Source organism: Bacillus sp. N447-1 (assembly GCF_022701035.1).
Taxonomy (GTDB): Bacteria; Bacillota; Bacilli; order Bacillales; family Bacillaceae_G; genus Bacillus_A; species Bacillus_A cereus.
In genome coordinates, this window is the sequence record NZ_CP065509.1 from 245,224 (window position 1) to 265,920 (window position 20,697).

Sequence of the window (20,697 nt, forward strand, 5' to 3'; positions counted from 1 at the left end):
GAGTAAATTTATTATTTTTTTTGCGAAAATTATTATGCAGCTAAGAAAACTGTAGTTTATTGAATTAGAAATATATTAGAATTTAGTTGAAGAAAGAGAGAGGGAATAAAATGAATATAGTGCACTTACGTCCTAAACAGCGGTCTAAGTATCGCATTATGCTAGGGAAGTGGTATTACTCTACAAAGAGGTACATTCAGTGGTTAGCAGACGGAAAAACATATGCAAAAAGGTTCCAACAAGAAAAGCTACCTTGTACAGCAATTCAGCACCAAACGATATTACTTCGTAAGCTTAAAGATGTAGATATGTGGTATCAACAGAATAAGGTTGTTAATTTGAAAATTGCTGTTAAAAAACTAAATGATATCGTCATTAGACCGGGAGAAACATTTTCTTACTGGCGTTTAATAGGTAAGCCAACGAAGAAAAAAGGGTATGTAGAAGGTATGGTATTACACTACGGATCTTTTCAAACAGGTATTGGAGGAGGTCTTTGTCAGCTTTCGAATTTAATATATTGGATGACTTTACATACACCACTGACAGTAACCGAACGATATCGTCATAGCTTTGATGTCTTTCCTGATTCTAGGCGAACTCAACCGTTTGGGAGTGGGGCGACTTGTTCCTATAACTATTTGGATTTACAAATTAAAAATGAAACGGACCAACCGTATCAACTTCACCTTTATATGACAGATGAACATTTAGTTGGTGAATGGAGAACAGTCTATCCGCAACTTTATCAATATGAAGTGTATGAGAAAGAACACTCAATTCAACCTGCATACTGGGGCGGTTATATACGACATAATGTGATTCAACGTAAAGTATATAATCTACAGAAACAGTTAATAGAAGATCAATATGTAACAGAGAATCACGCTATAATGATGTACGAACCACTATTAGCTTGTAATAATGAGAATAGTGAGTAATATGGTAACCCATAGATTAAATAGTATAGAGAATATTTAATTCTTATTTTTACTAAAAAGTTCACTGTTATTTATAGGTGAGTTTGTTTTTCTATCGTATGTATTTCACCCTTCATAAAAAATATTTCTCAACATTTTATTTGTTGAAAAAGATTGAATATTCGTATTATAACGAATATTATGTTGTTATCGGCAAAAAACGATAATTTGCAGACACTGGGGAGGAAATACATTGAAAAAGAAAAAGAAATTAAAACCATTAGCGGTATTAACAACAGCAGCAGTACTAAGTAGTACGTTTGCTTTTGGAGGTCACGCAGCGCATGCTGAGACACCAACATCATCTCTACCAATAGATGAGCACTTAATACCGGAGGAGCGCTTGGCTGAAGCGCTAAAACAACGGGGGGTAATTGATCAATCTGCATCGCAAGCTGAGACGTCAAAGGCTGTCGAAAAATATGTTGAGAAAAAGAAAGGGGAAAACCCTGGGAAAGAAATTTTAACAGGAGATAGTCTTACGCAAGAAGCTTCTGATTTTATGAAAAAAGTAAAAGATGCAAAAATGAAGGAAAATGAACAGGCGCAGCAGCCTGAAGTAGGCCCAGTAGCTGGACAAGGTGCAGCATTGAACCCTGGGAAATTAAATGGAAAAGTACCTACTACATCAGCGAAGCAAGAAGAATACAATGGAGCTGTTCGAAAAGATAAAGTACTTGTTTTACTTGTAGAATTTAGCGATTTTAAGCATAACAATATTGATCAAGAGCCAGGATACATGTATTCTAAAGACTTTAATCGTGAACATTATCAAAAAATGTTATTTGGTGATGAACCATTTACTTTATTTGATGGATCGAAGATTAACACATTTAAGCAATATTATGAAGAACAATCTGGTGGTAGCTACACAGTTGATGGGACTGTAACAGAATGGCTTACTGTTCCAGGAAAAGCATCAGATTATGGTGCTGATGCGGGTACTGGGCATGATAACAAGGGGCCTTTAGGACCAAAAGATTTTGTGAAAGAAGCATTAAAAGCAGCGGTAGCAAAAGGAATCAATTTAGCAGACTATGACCAATTTGATCAATACGATCAAGATGGTGATGGAAATAAAAATGAGCCAGATGGCATTATTGATCATTTAATGGTTGTACATGCTGGCGTTGGTCAAGAAGCTGGCGGCGGTAAATTGAAAGATGATGCGATTTGGTCACATCGTTCAAAACTAGGTTCAAAACCATATGCAATTGATGGCACGAAATCTTCTGTTTCGAACTGGGGCGGAAAGATGGCTGCATATGATTATACAATCGAGCCTGAAGACGGGGCAGTTGGTGTGTTTGCACATGAGTATGGCCATGATTTAGGCTTACCAGATGAATATGATACAAAGTACTCAGGACAAGGTGAACCTGTTGAGTCATGGTCTATTATGAGTGGTGGTAGCTGGGCTGGAAAAATTGCAGGAACAGAGCCAACGAGTTTCTCACCACAAAATAAAGAATTTTTCCAAAAGAATATGAAGGGGAACTGGGCGAATATCCTTGAAGTAGATTATGACAAACTTAGCAAAGGAATCGGTGTTGCGACATATGTAGATCAAAGTACTACAAAATCTAAACGACCTGGAATCGTTCGTGTTAACTTGCCGGACAAAGATATAAAAAATATCGAATCAGCGTTTGGTAAGAAGTTCTATTACAGTACAAAAGGAAATGACATTCATACAACACTTGAGACACCAGTATTTGACTTAACAAATGCAAAGGATGCTAAGTTCGATTATAAGGCATTTTACGAACTTGAAGCGAAGTATGATTTCCTTGACGTATATGCGATTGCAGAAGATGGAACGAAGACACGCATTGATAGAATGGGCGAAAAAGATGTAAAAGGCGGCGCGGATACAACTGATGGTAAGTGGGTTGATAAATCATACGATTTAAGCCAATTCAAAGGAAAAAAAGTAAAACTGCAATTTGAGTACTTAACAGATATTGCAGTAGCTTATAAAGGGTTTGCGTTAGATAATGCAGCATTAACTGTAGATGGAAAAGTTGTTTTCTCTGATGATGCAGAAGGTCAGCCAGCAATGACGTTAAAAGGCTTTACTGTGTCTAACGGATTTGAACAGAAAAAACATAATTACTATGTAGAGTGGAGAAATTACGCTGGTTCTGACACTGCGTTACAACATGCACGTGGCCCAGTATTTAATACAGGAATGGTTGTATGGTATGCGGATCAAAGCTTTACAGATAACTGGGTAGGCGTTCATCCAGGTGAAGGGTTCTTAGGAGTAGTAGATTCTCATCCAGAGGCAATTGTAGGGACATTAAACGGACAACCTACTGTGAAGAGCAGTACGCGTTACCAAATTGCCGATGCGGCATTCTCATTTGATCAAACACCAGCATGGAAAGTAAATTCACCAACTCGCGGTATCTTCGATTATAAAGGATTACCAGGAGTGGCAAAATTTGATGATTCTAAGCAATACATCAACAGCATTATTCCTGATGCAGGACGTAAGTTACCGAAACTAGGACTGAAGTTTGAAGTGGTAGGCCAAGCTGAAGACAAGTCTGCAGGTGCAGTGTGGCTTCATCGATAAAATAAGGTAAAACGAAGAGGAGCTGCGATAAGTCGGTGAAACTGACTTATCGCAGCTTTTTTCTTCTTGTGAAAAAACTTGCTGTTTTTTTATGTACTTATTGGAAAAATTCGAAGTTTCTTTTATAAATAAAATACTCCGCCTGTCCAATTATAGAAGCTATTTTGGGCGTAAGTAATTTGTAAGTAATGAGTAAGAAAAAAGAGATTTTCATAGTATATAATATTTATTATAGCTACTTTTAACACCTGATACTAATAGTATGCTATAATATGAATTAGCAACAAAAAGGAAAGGAATTAGAACAATGACCTTAGAAAATACTAAAAATTTAAAAAAACAAGTTGCTCCTTTTGAAAAATCAACGATTAAAAAAAGTGTTTGGCAACTGATCAACACAATCGTGCCATTTATTATTTTATGGTACCTTGCTTATAAAAGTTTGTCAGTTTCTTATTGGTTAACATTAGTTCCAGCACTGTTAGCCGCTGGATTTATGACAAGAATTTTCATTATTTTTCATGATTGCACCCATTATTCGTTCTTTAAAAGTCGACGTGCAAATAGAATAGTTGGAACGTGTATGGGTGTTTTAACATTATTCCCATTTGATCAGTGGGGGCATGAACATTCTATTCACCACGCTACGAGTGGTAATTTGGATAAGAGGGGTACAGGGGATATTTGGACGCTTACAGTTGATGAATATGTAGCTGCACCATTTAGACTTCGTTTAGCATATCGCTTATATCGCAATCCATTCGTTATGTTTGGATTAGGTCCGATTTATGTTTTCTTGCTTAAAAATAGATTTAACCGAAAAGGTGCAAGGCAGAAAGAACGTATGAATACTTATTTGACGAATATTATAATTGTTGCTGTAGTAGCTATACTTTGCTGGGCAATTGGGTGGCAATCGTTTCTGTTAGTACATGGTACTATATTCTTAATAGCAGGTTCAGTAGGGATTTGGCTGTTTTACGTACAGCACACATTTGAAGATTCTTATTTTGAAGAGGATAAAGATTGGGAATATGTGAAAGCGGCAGTGGAAGGAAGTTCTTTTTATAAGCTTCCTAAAATTTTGCAATTCTTAACTGGTAATATTGGATTCCATCATGTTCACCATTTAAGCCCAAGGGTACCTAACTATAAACTAGAAGAGGCACACAATAATACGCTTCCGTTAAAAAATGTACCAACGATTACGCTTGCTACAAGCTTACAATCACTACGTTTCCGTCTTTGGGATGAGAAAAGTAACAATTTTGTTAGCTTTAAAGATGTCAAAAATATAATTAAAAATAATGTTTCTGTTCGAGTGAAATCTGAACTATAATTGCATCGTATATAAAACTCCCCTTAATCATTTTCGATTTAAGGGGAGTTTGTGTTTAAAGAGTAGATGCCAGACCAGATAAGAGGAAAATTTACATAATTCAAATTGTAATTGAAGCAGATTAGGAATTGCTCGTACGTAAGTACAAATATAAGATGACAGTAAATGCATTATGTTAACAAATTCATAGTAAAAGGGGGGATCGTACAACATTATATCCAAAAATAAGAAAAGACTTGAACGAAAATTCCATTCATTTTTCTTGGTGTTCCGCATTCCATACACTTAAATAGGACGCATATTCTAATTCATCTGGATTCTCATGTAACATAGAAATGAATTCTAATTTGTTTCCATCACAATCTAGAAAGTATACACTTGCAGCAGGCATCCACCTTTGGACAATTGGCTTTTGATTTCCTTTTCCTTGACTTCCTATCACTGCTATTCCACGTTCCTCTAGCCACGCTTTAGAAGTCATTAAAAACTCTAAATTTACACCAAAAGCAAAATGTCTCGGCTCAAAGTCTTCAATGTTATGTACTTCCCATAGTCCAAGCATTTGTTGTTTATTTTCTCCGACCCAAAAGAAAGCCACTCTTCTTTTGGAGAGTTTTCTTGCTAACGTTAATCCTAGCTTGTTTTGATAGAAATTTATTGCCTTCTCTAAATTTCTTACATGTAAATGAGTTTCGTATATGTTCTGTATTATTATGATCATTCCTTTCTTTCTTTCTTTATTGGTAACTACCAATTCAATAGTGAATATAATTCTAAAGTTGAAATATGTATAAGCCTAGTAATGTACATCTATATCCGATATTCCTATTTACTATTATATTGAAATTGGAATGTGATAAATCCCACTGAGGTAGTAAGTGTTTAAATGAACACTCTACTACTTTTGTAGGAAAGGGATATATTCATTAAATTCAGATGAAATCATATAAAAATGATAAAAAAAGACCACACATGAAGTGAAACGCCATGTGTAGTCTTTTATGTATAGTCAAATATTACGAAGTCTCGCTAATTTTAGTTTCACTATGAGTGTTAGTAGAATTTCTTTTCTTAACTTTAAAGTGATAGTAAGTGTAGCAAAAGATGATAAATGGGACAGTGCAATAGATTCCAAGTCGTTGTTCTGGGATAAAAATAAGACTGATTAATATAATGCCATACAATCCAAAACCAAGAATTGGTACGAGTGGATAAAGTGGCGTTTTAAATTTTAAGTCTTCTAATTTTCCGCCGTCTGCTAAATAATGTTTGCGGAAAAAGAATTGAGAAACACAAATTGACATCCAAACAATAATGGTAATGACTCCGGAAATTGAAATGAGCCACAAGTAAACAGTTTCAGCAGCTACTACACTTGTCAAAAGAGAAAAAGCAGAAATAGCTATTGTCATGATTAAAGCGTTGAGAGGAATCCCACGTGATGATAATTTCTTTAAAAATGCTGGAGCCATTTCGTTTTTTGATAAAGACCAAAGCATTCGAGTAGCAGCGTATAGTCCTGAGTTTGCGACAGAAAGAACAGCAGTAAGAATAACAAAGTTCATAATATCAGCTGCATATGGAATACCGATATTATCAAAAACAGCAACGAATGGACTCTTTGTTAATCCAGCTTCTTCCCAAGGAATTAAAGCAACAAGAACAAAGATTGCTAAGACGAAGAAAAACATTGTGCGCCATATAATATTTCTAATAGAACGAGGTAAAGTTTTTGCTGGATCTTCACTTTCACCTGCTGCGATTCCGACAAGCTCTGTACCTTGGAAGGAATAATTGACTGTAACCATTGTTAATAGAATAGCTGCAAGTCCATTCGGAAATAAACCACCATGATTTACGAAATTTGAAAGAAGTGGAGCTGGTTCATCGCCTTTTAAATCAATAAAACCGAACATAGCGGCGCCACCAAGAATTATAAAAGCTATAATGGCAGATACTTTTATACTTGAAAACCAAAATTCTGTTTCTGCATAACTACGAGCAGATAATGCGTTAATAGTGAAGATGGTAACGCCAAATATTAAACACCAAACCCAAACAGGAATATCAGGAAACCAGCGCTGCATTGTAATACCGGCAGTTGTAAATTCAAGACCGGTCGTATTCGCCCAGCTTAACCAATACAACCATCCGATTGTAAAGCCAGTTGCAGGATTGATGAATTTAGTAGCATATTCCTGAAAAGAACCTGAAACAGGCATGGCTACAGCAAGTTCACCAAGACATAGCATAACGAAATACATTAATAATCCACCAGCAATAAAGGCAAGTACGGATCCACCAGGTCCAGCCTGACTTATAATAAAGCCAGATCCGTTAAATAACCCGGTTCCAATCACACCACCGAGTGCAATCATGAATAAGTGTCTACTTTTCATCGTACGTTTTAATTCATTGTTTGTATTGCTTACTTGCGCCATTGTTTTCCTCACTTTCGTAGTTGATAGAATAACGTTTGATGTTTTTCCGTATTATGGAATGTATTCCGTGATGTGAAATCTTGTTATAATTTTCAGATAATTAAAAAGAAAAGTCAATATTTTTTTGTTTGCGTTTTCAATTCGTTGTTAGTGATATGTTTTTATTGTTAGAAAATTAAATAAATAGATTGATTTCATTTCGAATGTTTGCTAAATTGATAGTTAATTAAGCGTACTAACATATTACGAGTAAAGTTGAGGCGAGTTATGGTACAGTCCATTGATCGAGCGATAAGTATTATTAAATTATTGAATTCTACAAATGAAAAAGAGTATTGGGCTATTTCTGATATAGCTGATGGAACACATCTCCCGGTTAGTACAGTACATAGATTACTTAACTCTCTAATGGAGCATGGGTTAGTTACACAAATTACAGAGACAAAACAGTACAAAATTGGACCAATGTGGATGGAAATAGGGTTGCGTCAATTGGAGAAGGTAGACTATAGATCTGTTGCAAGAGAAGTGATGAAACGTTTGGCTTCTGAAGTGGAAGAAAGTGTCTATTTGAATATTCCAAACGGAACACATTCTATTATCATTGAAAGAATTGATAGTCCTTTAAAAATTCGAGTTATCGATAATCTAGGAGAACAAATTCCACTTTCAATTGGTGCTGCAAATAAAACGATGCTTGCCAATATGAAAACGAATGAAATGGAACATATTGTAGAGTATTTACTTCCTTCATTACCAGAACAAAAGCAAATTCTTCTTAATCAAATAAAGCAAATAAAAAATGAAGGATATGCTGTCAGTTATGGTGAAAAAACAGAAGGGACAGCTTCAGTAGCTGCACCTATTATCGGATTTAATCATAAAGTAGTAGGAGCATTAAGTGTTGGGTTAATTAGTCATCGTATTAATGATGATCGACTATCTTTTCTTATTAGCAAGGTAAAACAAGCGGCTCATGAAATATCAATAAAAATCGGCAGTACATCAGAACTATAATTTTGATAGCTGTCGTCATTTTTTATTCATATACTGGAATTAGTTTTCATAATGCGGAAAATAGGGGGATTTATATGTCAAAGTGGCAATCAAAAGAACAATTGGTTCAATTATTAAGCAGTCTTGTTGAAATTCCTAGTATTACCGGTTCAGAAGCTGAAGTAATATTGCCAGACTTTGTTGTGGAACAATTATCTGACTTACAGTATTTCAAACAAAACCCGCACCATTTGCAAAAAAATCCGACAGGGGACGGACGATATTTTGTTACAGCACTAGTAAAGAAAAGCGATAGTACAAAAAATACTGTAATTCTAGTAAGTCACTTTGATGTTGTAGATGTACAAGATTACGGAATGTGGAAAGAAGATGCATTTAATCCTAAAAAGTTAACATCTATGTTTTATTCTCATAAAGATGAACTTCCAGACCATGTACGTGAAGATATAGAACATGGAGAATGGCTGTTTGGTAGAGGAACAATGGATATGAAATGCGGCCTCGCATTACAAATGGCAATGATTGAGCAAGCTTGCGAAGAAAGATTTGATGGGAATGTTCTTTTATTGGCTGTACCAGATGAAGAAGTAAACTCTGTAGGGATGAGAGCTGCTGTTCCAAGATTACTAGAGTTAGCAAGAGAACATGATTTAGAGTATAAAACGGTACTAAACTCAGAGCCTATGTTTTCAAGACATCCTGGTGACCAAAATAAGTATATTTACACTGGCTCTATTGGTAAAGTGTTACCTGGTTTTCTTTGCTACGGAAAAGAGACACATGTAGGTGAACCTTTTGCAGGGTTAAATGGGAGTTATATGGCTTCATTAATAACAGCAGAATTAGAGTTAAACACAGACCTTTGTGATATTGTAGAAGGGGAAGCGAGTCCTCCGCCAACTAACTTACTTCAAAGGGACTTAAAAGAGGATTATTCTGTACAAATTCCGCATCGTGCAGTTACATTATTTAATTTGTTTTTATTAGAAAAATCAATGACAGATGTAGTTTCATTGTTACGTCAAAAAGTAACGAAAGTAGCAGAGAAAATAGAAGAGTCGTATGAAAAACATGCATATCGTTTTTCTAAATATAATCCATTTATACCACCTAATCTCAAAGTAAATGTATTAACTTATGAAGAGCTTATCACATATGCAATTGAGCAACATGGACGAGAAAAAATAAATCATATTCAATCTAATATTATAAAAAATAGAGGAGATAAAGATGATCGTGCGGTAACCATTGATTTAGTAGATAAATTAGCGATTTTATGTAAAGAAAAGGCACCGATGATTGTACTTTTCTTCGCTCCGCCGTACTATCCAGCTGTGAGTTCACGCAACAATCCTTTAATAAAAGAGGTAGTTGTAGAAATGGAAAAGTATGCACACTACAATCATAAAATTACATTTGAAAACCAAAATTATTTTGGGGGGATTTCAGATTTAAGTTATGTAGGCTTGCAGTATCCACTGGATTCAATGAGTTCGCTTGTAGACAATATGCCATTATGGGATAAAGGTTATTCAATTCCGCTTCAGGAATTAGAAGAGTTTGATGTTCCAGTATTAAATATGGGGCCGGTAGGAAAAGATGCACATCAATGGACAGAACGTCTAGATGTAAACTACGCATTTGAAACGCTATTAGATATGTTACCGAAGTGCATTGAAAAATTATTAGTTTCTAATAAAATTACACAATCATAGTAGGGAATAGGTAAGGGATAAAACAGAACCTGTAAAGAAGATTTGAATGAAATTATTTTAATATAATTAAAACTGAAACGGCCAAACTCAATTATATATGAGTTTGGCCGTTTATCATGTAGTGAATTTCTAATTAAATTCATATGAATTCATAGCTAACGCGATCTCTTTTACAGTTTTACTTTTTAGTTTGACCAGATAGTTCAACAGACTTTTGCGTACAACGCTGCATAGCTGAAATAATCGCTGTTCTCAGTCCTTTTTCCTCCAATGTTGCTACAGCTTCTATTGTCGTTCCGCCAGGAGAACAAACCATATCTTTCAATTCACCTGGATGTATTCCTGTTTCTAGTACCATTTTTGCAGAGCCTAACACAGCTTGAGCAGCGAATTTATATGCTTGATTTCTTGGCATACCATCTAGTACAGCAGCATCTGCCATCGCTTCTATAATCATATATACATAAGCTGGTGAAGAACCACTTACGGATGTGACAACATCCATTAATTTTTCACTTACGATCTCTGTTTGACCAAAACTATTGAAAATGTTTAGTACATCTTCTAAATCTTTTTCTGTCACCATTTCATTCGGGCATAATGCAGACATTCCTTCTCCAACAAGAGCAGGAGTATTAGGCATTACCCTTACAACCTTTACTTTTTTATTAAAGGCATTTTCAGTACTTTCAATACTTTTCCCAGCAGCGATCGTAACGATGATAGCATCGTTTTTGATTATTTCTTTTATTTCATTAATTATTGACGCGTATAGGTCTGGTTTGATTGATAAAATTAAAATATCAGCATTTTTAGCTACTTCATTGTTGTCGGTAGTTGTAGTTAGCCCATATTTTTCACTAGCATTTTTTAAATTAGCAGTGTTTAAATCTGAACAAATAATTTGATTTGAAGACACTATATTTTTGTTTATCATTCCGCCAATCATAGCCATTCCCATATTTCCGCAACCGATGAATCCAATTTGTTTATCCATAATAACTCAATCTTGCTCCTTTTATAATCAATTATATCGGTTTGATATTATTTTCTTAGAATAAGAATAACATCCCTGTGCAATATAAAGAAACATTCTAAGAGAATATATTCCTTTTGCAACACTAAAAGATAAAAATTAATTATATTCGACATTATGTAAATATATACACTATAATGTAAGGTTTTATGTTTATGAATATGAGTTAAACTTATATCATTTTGTATTTTCATTCAGTAGGGCGATAATTTCATACAAATAACTTGCGGCTCTATTTATTTTTAAAAATACCTCTTGACACCGAATCGAACTATATCGCATAATATAAAAAAATTAGATTGAAAATCGTTGAAGGGAATTAGTACATATGTCTTCTTGCGAAAGAGAGTGGAATTCACCGGCTGAAAGATTCCTCGTATAGAATATATCGAACCTATCCCTGAGTCTTAAATGAAAGTTTAGGCGTTCGCCTGCGTTATAGGCACCAAGTGGATATCTATGTATATCAATTAAGGTGGTACCGCGGAACAATGACCGTTTCGTCCTTTTTATTTTATTAAGGGCGAAGCGGTCATTTTTATTTTGCTCTTAAATACCTCATTGCAGCATTGATGAGAATAGATATAGTTACAAAGTGAATGAAGTGTAATTTATAAAAAACTTTGATTTTAGACTTGGGGGATAAAAAAGTGAAAAAACAACGAGTTGTTGTAAAGATTGGGAGTAGTTCCTTGGCAGATAGTCACGGAGGCATCTCTACAGAACAGCTTTCAGATCACGTTGCCGCATTGGCTCGGTTGAAAGAAGAGGGGCACGAGGTTGTGTTAATTACATCTGGAGCCGTCGCTGCAGGTTTTTCAGCGCTAGGATATCCTAGCAGACCTGTAACGATTAAAGGGAAACAGGCTGCAGCAGCTGTCGGACAAAGTTTGTTAATGCAGGCGTACACGGAGGAATTCCGTAAATATGGCATCGTTACTGCGCAACTTTTGCTGACGAGGAGTGATTTTTCTAGAAAAGAACAATATAGTAATGCTTACGCTACGTTAGGAGAATTATTAAACCGCTCCGCTCTTCCAATTATTAATGAAAATGATTCCATCTCTTTAGAGGAGCTGACGTTCGGTGATAATGATATGCTGTCAGCTTTAGTAAGCGGGCTTGTTTCGGCGGATATGCTTATGATCTTTACGGATGTGAACGGGTTATATGACAAAAATCCTCAGAAAAATCCGGATGCAAAAAAATATTATTTTCTTCCTGAAGTTACGGAAGAAATTTCTTCTCTTGCAGGAGATGCTGGCTCAAAACTTGGGACTGGCGGTATGAAATCAAAAATCGACGCTGCAAAGACAGCGCTCTCTCTTGGTGTGAGTGTATTTATCGGAACAGGACGTGGACAGGAAAAGTTTGTAGATGTTTTGAAGGGTAAGGGTGATGGAACGTATGTTGGTAATGCTCCTCAAAAAGAAATGAAGATGAACAAGCAATGGATTGCCTTACATTCGCTTGTTAGCGGACAAATTGAAGTAGATGCTGGGGCAGCTACTGCCATCATTCAGCATGGTAAGAGTTTACTTCCAGCTGGTGTTACGAATGTATCAGGATTTTTCCAAGTGGGTGAAGTTGTAGAGGTTGTAACGCAACAAGGGCGCGTAATAGGAAAAGGACAATGCACATATAGTGCAGAGGAACTAATAGATGTAAAAGGTATGCAAAGCCAAGATATTCAAGTAAGAGGCGAGAGACATAGTTATGAAGTCATCCATAGGGATCATTGGGTTTCACTTTAAAAAGGAGGAAATAAAAATGAATGAAGTGTTGGCAAAGGGGATAAAAGCAAAAGAGGTTGCTAGAGAGCTTGTGCTTAAATCTACAGAGCAAAAAAACGAAGCACTTTCCGCAATAGCTGATCAGTTAATATTAGAAACAGCTTATATTTTAGAAGAAAACAAGAGGGATATTGAAGAAGGTAAGGCAAAAGGATTTTCTGATTCACTCCTTGATCGTCTTCTGCTAACTGAAAATCGTATTATTGATATGACAGAGGGGATTAAGCAGCTAATTGAATTACGTGATCCTGTAGGAGAATGTGTAAGTGCATGGGAAAGGCCAAATGGACTATCTATTCAGGAGATGCGCGTACCACTTGGTGTTGTCGGGATGATTTATGAGGCAAGACCGAATGTAACTGTTGATGCTGCTACAATTTGTTTAAAAACAGGAAACGCAGTAATACTACGTGGTAGTTCTTCTGCTATCCATTCTAACAAAGCCATCGTTAGCGTTATTCACCGGGCGCTTAAGCAAACTAGCTTGCCTTCAGAAAGTGTACAGCTCATAGAAGATACAACGAGAGATAGTGCAAAACAGTTGTTTACATTGAACGAGTACTTGGATGTTCTTATACCAAGAGGCGGTAAACAATTAATTGATACAGTAGTGAGAGAAGCGTCTGTTCCAGTACTTGAAACAGGTGCGGGAAATTGTCATATATTCATTGATGAAACAGCAGATAAACAAATGGCGTTTAATATTATTATAAATGCAAAAACACAGCGTCCATCTGTATGTAATGCAATTGAGACGATTGTACTTCATGAGAATTGGGTAGAGCAATATGGTAGCGAGTTGTTTTCTTCCTTGAATGAAAGAGGAGTGGAGCTACGTGGTGATAATAAAGCAGTGGCGATTGATTCTTCTATCTTACTTGCGACAGAAGAAGACTGGGAAACTGAGTTTTTATCTCTCACACTAGCAGTGAAAGTGGTTTCCACTGTTGAAGAAGCGATTCATCATATAAATACGTATGGATCTATGCATTCTGAAGCAATTATTACTGAAAACGAGGAAAACGTCAGCAAGTTTTTTACTTCTGTAGATGCCGCGGCACTTTATCATAATGCATCGACTCGTTTTACAGATGGATCCGAATTTGGATTCGGAGCGGAAATTGGTATCAGTACACAAAAGTTACACGTAAGAGGACCAATGGGGCTTCCAGCATTAACTTCTACAAAATATGTGATTCGTGGAAATGGACAAATTCGAAAATAATAATAAAAGACACTCAATTGGCTTGGGTGTCTTTTATTATTAAAATTAATTACCATACAAATAGCCCAACGAGCATAGCACTTAATAAAGAAACAGCCATCCCGCTAACAAGAAGCTTCCAAACATTTTTACCGATGACTGATGATTTTTCTCCGCCAAATAATGAATTGTAAGTTCCGTAAATCATACCTACTGTACTAAAGTTAGCAAAAGAAGCTAGAAATGTCGTTGCAACCGCAACCGTATGCGGTTGTAGCGACTTTAAGTTTGATTTTAAATCCATCATTGCAACAAATTCATTCGTCGTTATTTTGATCCCCATTAATTCAGCTACATACATAGCATCACTGCCTGATAAACCGAGTAAAAATGCAAAAGGACTAAAGATAATGGAGAAGATTTTTTGAATTGTTAACCCCGTTACAAAAAATCCTAAAATCCCATTTAAACATGCTGTTAAAGCTACATAACCAATTACCATAGCTAAAATAACGATAACCATATTCATCCCAACTAACATACTGTTTGAAATAGTAGAAAAGAAATCCTTTTTTTCATGTTTTGAAGGTGTGTAAACAATGTCTTCTTCTTTCGAAACTTCCACAGGATTTAATACATTGGCTAAAATTAATGCGTTAATACAGTTTAATGGGATTGCGCTGAAAATATATGTTGCTGGAACCATTGATAAATAAGCACCAAGAATGGATCCGCTAACGCTACTCATACTCATAATTCCAAAAGTTAATAATCGATTTTCTTTTAAAACAGATAATTGATCACGAACAACCGCAAGTGCTTCGGTGTTTCCTAAAAACATCATTTGAATCGAAAAGAAACTTTCTAACTTTGGTAAACGAGAAATCTTTGAAATAACTGCACCTACTTTATCAATAATCCAAGTTAAGATTCCGAAATAAGAAAGAATATCGAAAAAAGTAATAACAAAAATGATAGGAAGTAACGCACTAAAGAAGAAATCAATGTGCTGACTTTCCATAGCTGAAGGAAATGCAAATCGAATACCTTCATTCGCACATGCTAGTAGCCAACTGAAAAATGACGCAATTTTATTAATGATAATACTGCCGAGCTTTGTGCCTAACATAAACCACGTAATAAAAAGCTCCAATAGGATGAGAATTACAATTGGTCTCCATTTTATATGTTTTTTATTAGGCGAACATAAGAAAATGATTAATATGACAACGAAAATCCCTAACATATTCAATATGAAATGCATGTCAACAACTCCTTGAGAGTTATTATTTGTATATAAAAAAGCATCTATTCTTCCAAATTTGGATTATGATTAGAAGTTATGAAGCATGTAAGTTATGTTAGGAATCAATGTATTTTAATTTGCTTTATTTTGAGCAATCGCAGTAATTATCGAACAATTAGCTGTTTTCAATTGTTTTGTTGGATATTAAACGTATGCGATTTTAAACATCGTTTATTCCGGATTAACGGACAGTAAGATTTTTACCTCAAAATTCAAGGAAAACAAAGAAGTGAGGTGGGGACGGGCTGCCCGCAAAATCCCGATTGGTAAGAGCTGATTAAAATTTCACTTTATAAATAAGAACGGTGAGTTGGCCATGAACCTTGAAGTTTCCGAAGCTGTATAATTTGTCCTGTATGATAAGCATCATGCAAAAGGATATTCATATATTGTTGCCAAACTGGTAGAGAAGGACTTAGTTGATCTAGTTCTGCTTCTTGAAGGGCGGTTAATGAAGATTGTAAGGCATCATGTACTTGAAGCGTTCGCTTTACGGTTTGCTGCCAAGCGGCATCATCATTAGGTCCACCTTGGATAAACGTCTCATCATTATTTTGTGGAGCAACAAATGTGTCGTCTTCATGTAAACGGGAAAGTAGGCGTTCTTTAAAGATTAATAAATGGTTCACATTTTCCCAAATCGTATTACTGGCAGCACCTTCTGGTTGCCAACATGCTTGTTCAACCGTAAGATTCTTTAACGCTTCTGATATTGGTGGGTACCATTCTTCTTCGTAAAAAACTTGTTGGACTCCATTTTGCAACATTTCTTTTCTTCCCATTCGTATAGCCTCCTGTTCATTTTTCTTAATAAAACCAATTCTCTTTTCTCTTCAATAAACCTTTTCTATAGTTGCACAAGAGGGTGAAAGACAACTTATAACAGAGCCATTAAAAAACTTCTTTTTAATATGATACTTAATAATCAAGGCTTTAATTGAGTCAGAATGAAAAAGAGTATAACCTTTTCTCTATTTGCTCATGGATTAGAGTTTTTTTGAAGTCGCAAAATAATTCTAAAAATATAGAAGGTTAAATTCGATAAAAATAGAATTTGATATATAGCAAACAAGGAGGGGATAAAAATGGAGGTCTATCACATAACGAGTAGAAAGAGGGAAACGTATAACGTTCAAGTGAAATATTCGATACTTTTCGAATGTGCGCTTGGCATTGCAGCAATTACTCATAAGAGGTTAATTGATACACTTGAAAAGAGTCAAAATGAATGGGAAGAAATTAAGAAATCATTAACAGAAGAAATGAGAGAGCACTTACAATTTGTCGAAGAAAATAATACGTGGAAAGCATTGCTTCAGTTGTTGTATGAAGAAGACATACAGGGTGTATCGCAGTTTCATGCTAAAATCGATTCACTTTCAGAAGAAGATTTGAAGTATACATGTTTACCGTTTTTAGGGGAGAAATATGAGAAAAAAAGACGTTTAGCCGCAAGTAGAGATGGAACTGCAATACATGAACTAAAGGAATTAACACATGATCATCAGTTTTTCTCTACGTACATTCGCTTTATATGTGATGTAGATGTACAAGTGCTGAAATCTCATTTAATCGCTGTAATGACAGGGTGGTATGAGAGTGTAATTAAGAGTGAGGAAGAAGAAATACTTTCTATATTAAAACGAGATTATGAAGCAAAAAATGAAATGAATAAAAAGATGAAGCCGGAAGAGTTTGTCGAGTGGGCGACTGGCGGAGTGAACTATATGCCAGAGCCAAGTGTTCATCACGTACTTCTTATTCCGCAAATGACGTACAGACCGTGGAATATTGAAGCAGATATTGATGATACGAAAGTATTTCATTATCCAGTTGCGAATGAAAGTATTCATCCTGAAGATCCGTATGAACCGAATTATTTTTTAGTTCAAAAACATAAGGCTCTTGGGGATGAAGCGAGATTGCGAATTGTAAAAATGTTGTTTGAAAAAGAACGTACATTACAGGAAATAACGGAAAGATTGCAACTCGGTAAATCGACTGTACACCATCATTTGAAATTGTTACGTGCAGCGAAGTTAGTTGATATACATGACGGAAAATATGTATTAAGAAAGAAAGCAGTACAGTCTTTAGCGAAAGAATTAGATATGTTTTTGAATAGATAATTAACAACGAGAATGTACATAAAGGGAGGAATATAAAAGAAAAGTTGGTGTGTGAAATTGAAAAATATATTGAAAAATCGTTCGTTCTTTTTTATGTGGATTGGTAGTGCAATCTCTGAATTAGGAGGGGCTTTCGGAACGTTATGTAATTCAATTCTAGTATATGAGTTAACAGGATCAGAAATGGCTTTAAGTAGTATGTGGTTATTATATTTCATCCCATCACTCATATTGCAATTAATAAGTGGCCCATTTATTGATAAATGGAGCCGGAAGTGGATTATGATATTTTCACAATGGATACGAGCGTCCGTATTTTTATTACCTTTGGTGATGCTAGTTTCGGGTAGTATAGAAGTTTGGCACATTTATGTTGTTCAAATTGTAGTGGGACTTATTACACCACTTTATACACCTGCAAGTCAAGCAATTACACCGAGCATTGTAGGGAAAGAACAACTTCAAGATGCAAATGCGTACATTGATGGAATGACTCGCCTTATGATGTTTCTTGCGCCAGTATTAGGCGGAGTAGTCATTCATTTGATTGGAACAGAACTTACATTATCTTTCGTATGCATATGTTTATTTGTTAGTGGCACTTTCTTATTTTATATAAAAGAAAATAGAACGTCGCAACCTATTCGGAAAACGTGGCTAGAACAGTTTTTTCACGGTTTTACATATTTTTTCACAAAACCAATCATCGTTTGGCTCGGTATATTTCTTACTTTCGTGCAGTTTGGAGTAGGGGTAACGATGGTCACAAATCTTCCTTATATAAAAGACGAGCTGTCAGCGGGATATGCAGAGTACGGTTATTTCATGGCAGGTTTTCCACTTGGCTACGTAATTGGCTCAGTATTAGTCGGAAAAGTAACATATAAAAGCCGGCGTATACTGATGCTTGGAGGATTGTTTATAGGGGGACTCACATACATTTCATTAGGATTCAATCATAGTATTATCATTGCAATAATAATTGAAGTAATAGCAGGGATTTGTATTGCATTTTTCAATGTTCATAACACGACAATATGCCAACAAACCGTCCCAAATAATATGATAGGACAAGTATTTTCAGTGCGTTTATTTTTTATACGATCCGCTATGCCATTAGGTGTGTTAGTAGGGGGGATATTGAGTGAAATGTGGGGAGTAAGAGCGCTATATGTAATCATCGGTGCAATTATATGTGTTACATCTTTAATAGGGATGTTACTTCCATATTTCAAATTTTTAGATGAGGCGATAGAAAAGAAATCAGCATAATTCAAAAAATTAAAACTTTACAATTGAAAATAATTATCATAATCAATTATAATAGAAGAATACTAGTATTCGTATAACAAAGAGGGAGTGGGATATATGTTTATCGAAACGAAAACATTTACAGTAAAAGAAGGTACATCAAATATAGTTGTAGAACGTTTCACTGGAGAAGGTATTATTGAAAAATTTGAAGGCTTCATCGATTTAAGTGTTCTCGTGAAAAAAGTAAGACGCGGCGACGAAGAAGTTGTCGTAATGATTCGCTGGGAATCTGAAGAAGCATGGAAAAACTGGGAAACAAGTGAAGAACACTTAGCTGGACATAGAGCGGGCCGTGGTAAACCAAAGCCAGATCATATTATTAATGTGGATCATGCAGTTTATTATGTGAAATCATCGAAATCGGCTTATCAACAGTCGTAATATATAAGTAGAGGATACATGTTGTAGAAGCAATCATGTATCCTCTTTTTTATGACTGGGGGGATGGGAATGATAGGAAATCTTTCATTCATTTAAAAAAACGTTCTAGGCTATGGAGAAAAGTATTAGACTTATAAAGCATAGTCTTAGACGGAACGCTTGAATATCTTGCCTTACATATTTAAGGGTTATGAAAATGAGTCTATATCCCTTCTTTTTAAAAGGAGATGAGTACATGAAGCTGAATCATTTAAATTTATGTGTTGATGACTTATCAGAAGCGAGACATTTCTTTGAAACATTTTTTGATTTTCAATTTTTAGAGCAAAAGGGAAAGGCATTATTAGTAATGAGTGATGAGAGTGGATTTATACTGGTGCTAAGCGACCCCAAAGCATTTAAGGGAAATAAGGAAGTGATGTATCCTGAAGCTTTTCATATTGGTTTTTTAGTGGATACTTCAAATGAAGTTGATCAAGCGTATAATCGTTTAGTAGCAGGCGGCATTGAAATAGATAAGGAACCTTATTCGATGCGAGGTAGTAGTTATGGTTTTTATTTTACAGTATTTAATGGCTTATTAATTGAAGTGTCTTGTCTTGATTATAGAGAAGGTATGAAAGTTTCACTGTAAAGTAAAAAAGACAGACTAATAAATAGTCTGTCTTTTCACATTAATTCTTCACATCATCATAAAGTTCAAGTGCCTCTTTCACATTCAATCCATTTTTCACAATGCCATGTATTGCTTGGATCATCGCAGCTGGGTGCTCGGATTGCCATATGTTTCGGCCCATGTCTACTCCAATTGCTCCTTCTTGCAATGCATTGTACGTAATGTTTAATGCGTCTTCAATTGAATCTAGTTTTGGGCCGCCCGCGATGACGACTGGGGCAGGGCATGTGCTCGTTATTTTTTCGAATCCTTCGCAGTAATACGTTTTAATAATATCAGCACCCATTTCAACACATACGCGGGAAGCAAGTGCTAGAAAGCGAGCTTCACGTTTTTGTAATTCCTTTGCGACTGCGGTAATGCCGAGTACTGGTAGGCCGTAATCATGAGCTTCAGAAACTACATTTGCGAGATTTGTAACAGTTTGTGTTTCATAGTCTGATCCGACAAAAACAGAAACGCCAACGCCAATTGCGTTTTGCTTCACTGCTTCCTTCACAGGTGTAACAATTGTTTCATTCGCTAAATCTTTACCGACGACAGTAGCGCCACCAGATACACGCATAACCATCGGTGTGTTGCAGTTTTCAGGAATGCAGGAGCTAAGTACACCGCGTGTTAAAAAGAGGGAGTCTGTATAAGGAAGTAAGTTTTTAACTGTTTCAAGTGGTTGTTCTAATCCGTGAATTGGTCCTAAGAAATAACCGTGATCTATTGCTAACATAACCGCTCTACCATCAGGTAAAATTGTATTTAATCGATTTTTAAATCCCCAAGTCATTCAA

The 20,697-nt window shown here is 35.6% G+C and carries 17 protein-coding genes and 1 other annotated feature; of the genes, 11 read left to right on the forward strand and 6 right to left on the reverse strand.

Annotation, left to right across the window (positions count from 1 at the left end; genetic code table 11):
• The first annotated feature begins 110 nt into the window (after window positions 1-110).
• The 3 genes from IQ781_RS01165 to desA all read left to right on the forward strand — a co-directional run bounded on the left by IQ781_RS01165 (window position 111) and on the right by desA (window position 4,900).
• On the forward strand, window positions 111-941 hold the full coding sequence (locus IQ781_RS01165; protein ID WP_001028241.1) for a VanW family protein: 831 nt from the start codon (window positions 111-113) through the stop codon (window positions 939-941).
• A gap of 232 nt (window positions 942-1,173) precedes the next feature.
• Window positions 1,174-3,561 (forward strand): immune inhibitor A domain-containing protein, encoded by a 2,388-nt coding sequence (locus IQ781_RS01170; protein WP_000727440.1) that lies wholly within the window; start codon window positions 1,174-1,176, stop codon window positions 3,559-3,561.
• A 307-nt stretch (window positions 3,562-3,868) separates the two neighbouring features.
• Window positions 3,869-4,900, forward strand: coding sequence for a Delta(5) desaturase DesA (desA, locus tag IQ781_RS01175; RefSeq protein ID WP_000171504.1), 1,032 nt, complete (start codon window positions 3,869-3,871; stop codon window positions 4,898-4,900).
• Window positions 4,901-5,153: 253 nt separating this feature from the next.
• On the opposite strand, the gene IQ781_RS01180 is transcribed toward desA, so the two are convergent.
• Window positions 5,154-5,612: a VOC family protein gene (locus IQ781_RS01180; RefSeq protein WP_065382385.1), complete on the reverse strand. Its 459-nt coding sequence runs from the start codon at window positions 5,610-5,612 to the stop codon at window positions 5,154-5,156.
• Between the two features lie 304 nt (window positions 5,613-5,916).
• Window positions 5,917-7,341 carry an amino acid permease gene (locus tag IQ781_RS01185; protein ID WP_000079991.1) on the reverse strand — a complete coding sequence of 475 codons (1,425 nt, stop codon included), beginning with the start codon at window positions 7,339-7,341 and terminating at the stop codon, window positions 5,917-5,919.
• Window positions 7,342-7,608: 267 nt separating this feature from the next.
• Between IQ781_RS01185 and IQ781_RS01190 the strand changes: the two genes are divergently transcribed.
• Both IQ781_RS01190 and IQ781_RS01195 read left to right on the forward strand, forming a co-directional pair.
• A complete protein-coding gene (locus tag IQ781_RS01190) occupies window positions 7,609-8,358 on the forward strand; it encodes an IclR family transcriptional regulator (protein ID WP_000250758.1) in 750 nt (249 codons plus the stop codon).
• A 74-nt stretch (window positions 8,359-8,432) separates the two neighbouring features.
• Window positions 8,433-10,073, forward strand: a complete 1,641-nt coding sequence (locus IQ781_RS01195) for a M20/M25/M40 family metallo-hydrolase (RefSeq protein WP_000049571.1) — start codon at window positions 8,433-8,435, stop codon at window positions 10,071-10,073.
• Between the two features lie 178 nt (window positions 10,074-10,251).
• Here the strand turns inward: IQ781_RS01195 and proC are convergent, their stop codons facing one another.
• Window positions 10,252-11,070, reverse strand: coding sequence for a pyrroline-5-carboxylate reductase (proC, locus tag IQ781_RS01200; protein ID WP_000360723.1), 819 nt, complete (start codon window positions 11,068-11,070; stop codon window positions 10,252-10,254).
• 339 nt (window positions 11,071-11,409) lie between these two features.
• Window positions 11,410-11,620 (forward strand) — a binding site (T-box leader).
• 139 nt (window positions 11,621-11,759) lie between these two features.
• On the opposite strand from proC, the gene proB reads away from it, so the two are divergent.
• Together proB and IQ781_RS01210 are read left to right on the forward strand one after the other, a co-directional pair.
• Window positions 11,760-12,863, forward strand: coding sequence for a glutamate 5-kinase (proB, locus tag IQ781_RS01205; protein ID WP_000744808.1), 1,104 nt, complete (start codon window positions 11,760-11,762; stop codon window positions 12,861-12,863).
• Between the two features lie 16 nt (window positions 12,864-12,879).
• Complete coding sequence (locus IQ781_RS01210; RefSeq protein ID WP_001006612.1) at window positions 12,880-14,127, forward strand: glutamate-5-semialdehyde dehydrogenase; 1,248 nt, start codon at window positions 12,880-12,882, stop codon at window positions 14,125-14,127.
• A 49-nt stretch (window positions 14,128-14,176) separates the two neighbouring features.
• Here the strand turns inward: IQ781_RS01210 and IQ781_RS01215 are convergent, their stop codons facing one another.
• Both IQ781_RS01215 and IQ781_RS01220 read right to left on the reverse strand, forming a co-directional pair.
• Window positions 14,177-15,370: a NupC/NupG family nucleoside CNT transporter gene (locus IQ781_RS01215; protein ID WP_000545478.1), complete on the reverse strand. Its 1,194-nt coding sequence runs from the start codon at window positions 15,368-15,370 to the stop codon at window positions 14,177-14,179.
• A gap of 332 nt (window positions 15,371-15,702) precedes the next feature.
• Entirely contained in the window at window positions 15,703-16,194 is a 492-nt protein-coding gene (locus IQ781_RS01220) for a DinB family protein (protein ID WP_000532733.1), read from the reverse strand.
• Window positions 16,195-16,497: 303 nt separating this feature from the next.
• On the opposite strand from IQ781_RS01220, the gene IQ781_RS01225 reads away from it, so the two are divergent.
• The 4 genes from IQ781_RS01225 (at window position 16,498) to IQ781_RS01240 (ending at window position 19,870) form a co-directional block, all read left to right on the forward strand.
• Window positions 16,498-17,541, forward strand: a complete 1,044-nt coding sequence (locus IQ781_RS01225; protein WP_017673827.1) for an ArsR/SmtB family transcription factor — start codon at window positions 16,498-16,500, stop codon at window positions 17,539-17,541.
• Between the two features lie 51 nt (window positions 17,542-17,592).
• On the forward strand, window positions 17,593-18,813 hold the full coding sequence (locus tag IQ781_RS01230) for an MFS transporter (protein WP_000769173.1): 1,221 nt from the start codon (window positions 17,593-17,595) through the stop codon (window positions 18,811-18,813).
• 96 nt (window positions 18,814-18,909) lie between these two features.
• Window positions 18,910-19,236, forward strand: a complete 327-nt coding sequence (hmoA, locus tag IQ781_RS01235) for a heme-degrading monooxygenase HmoA (protein ID WP_000469498.1) — start codon at window positions 18,910-18,912, stop codon at window positions 19,234-19,236.
• A 235-nt stretch (window positions 19,237-19,471) separates the two neighbouring features.
• Window positions 19,472-19,870, forward strand: a complete 399-nt coding sequence (locus IQ781_RS01240; protein ID WP_000773074.1) for a VOC family protein — start codon at window positions 19,472-19,474, stop codon at window positions 19,868-19,870.
• A gap of 40 nt (window positions 19,871-19,910) precedes the next feature.
• On the opposite strand, the gene lsrF is transcribed toward IQ781_RS01240, so the two are convergent.
• Window positions 19,911-20,693 (reverse strand): 3-hydroxy-5-phosphonooxypentane-2,4-dione thiolase, encoded by a 783-nt coding sequence (gene lsrF / locus IQ781_RS01245; RefSeq protein WP_000219765.1) that lies wholly within the window; start codon window positions 20,691-20,693, stop codon window positions 19,911-19,913.
• Between the last annotated feature and the right edge of the window lie 4 nt (window positions 20,694-20,697).

Excerpts from the sequence above, each read along its gene's own strand:
- IQ781_RS01165 (WP_001028241.1), top strand. The coding sequence starts at position 111 with ATGAATATAGTGCACTTACGTCCTAAACAGCGGTCTAAGTATCGCATT.
- desA (WP_000171504.1), top strand. The coding sequence starts at position 3,869 with ATGACCTTAGAAAATACTAAAAATTTAAAAAAACAAGTTGCTCCTTTT.
- IQ781_RS01185 (WP_000079991.1), bottom strand. The coding sequence starts at position 7,341 with ATGGCGCAAGTAAGCAATACAAACAATGAATTAAAACGTACGATGAAA.
- IQ781_RS01190 (WP_000250758.1), top strand. The coding sequence starts at position 7,609 with ATGGTACAGTCCATTGATCGAGCGATAAGTATTATTAAATTATTGAAT.
- IQ781_RS01195 (WP_000049571.1), top strand. The coding sequence starts at position 8,433 with ATGTCAAAGTGGCAATCAAAAGAACAATTGGTTCAATTATTAAGCAGT.
- proC (WP_000360723.1), bottom strand. The coding sequence starts at position 11,070 with ATGGATAAACAAATTGGATTCATCGGTTGCGGAAATATGGGAATGGCT.
- IQ781_RS01210 (WP_001006612.1), top strand. The coding sequence starts at position 12,880 with ATGAATGAAGTGTTGGCAAAGGGGATAAAAGCAAAAGAGGTTGCTAGA.
- IQ781_RS01215 (WP_000545478.1), bottom strand. The coding sequence starts at position 15,370 with ATGCATTTCATATTGAATATGTTAGGGATTTTCGTTGTCATATTAATC.
- IQ781_RS01220 (WP_000532733.1), bottom strand. The coding sequence starts at position 16,194 with ATGGGAAGAAAAGAAATGTTGCAAAATGGAGTCCAACAAGTTTTTTAC.
- IQ781_RS01225 (WP_017673827.1), top strand. The coding sequence starts at position 16,498 with ATGGAGGTCTATCACATAACGAGTAGAAAGAGGGAAACGTATAACGTT.
- hmoA (WP_000469498.1), top strand. The coding sequence starts at position 18,910 with ATGTTTATCGAAACGAAAACATTTACAGTAAAAGAAGGTACATCAAAT.
- IQ781_RS01240 (WP_000773074.1), top strand. The coding sequence starts at position 19,472 with ATGAAGCTGAATCATTTAAATTTATGTGTTGATGACTTATCAGAAGCG.
- lsrF (WP_000219765.1), bottom strand. The coding sequence starts at position 20,693 with ATGACTTGGGGATTTAAAAATCGATTAAATACAATTTTACCTGATGGT.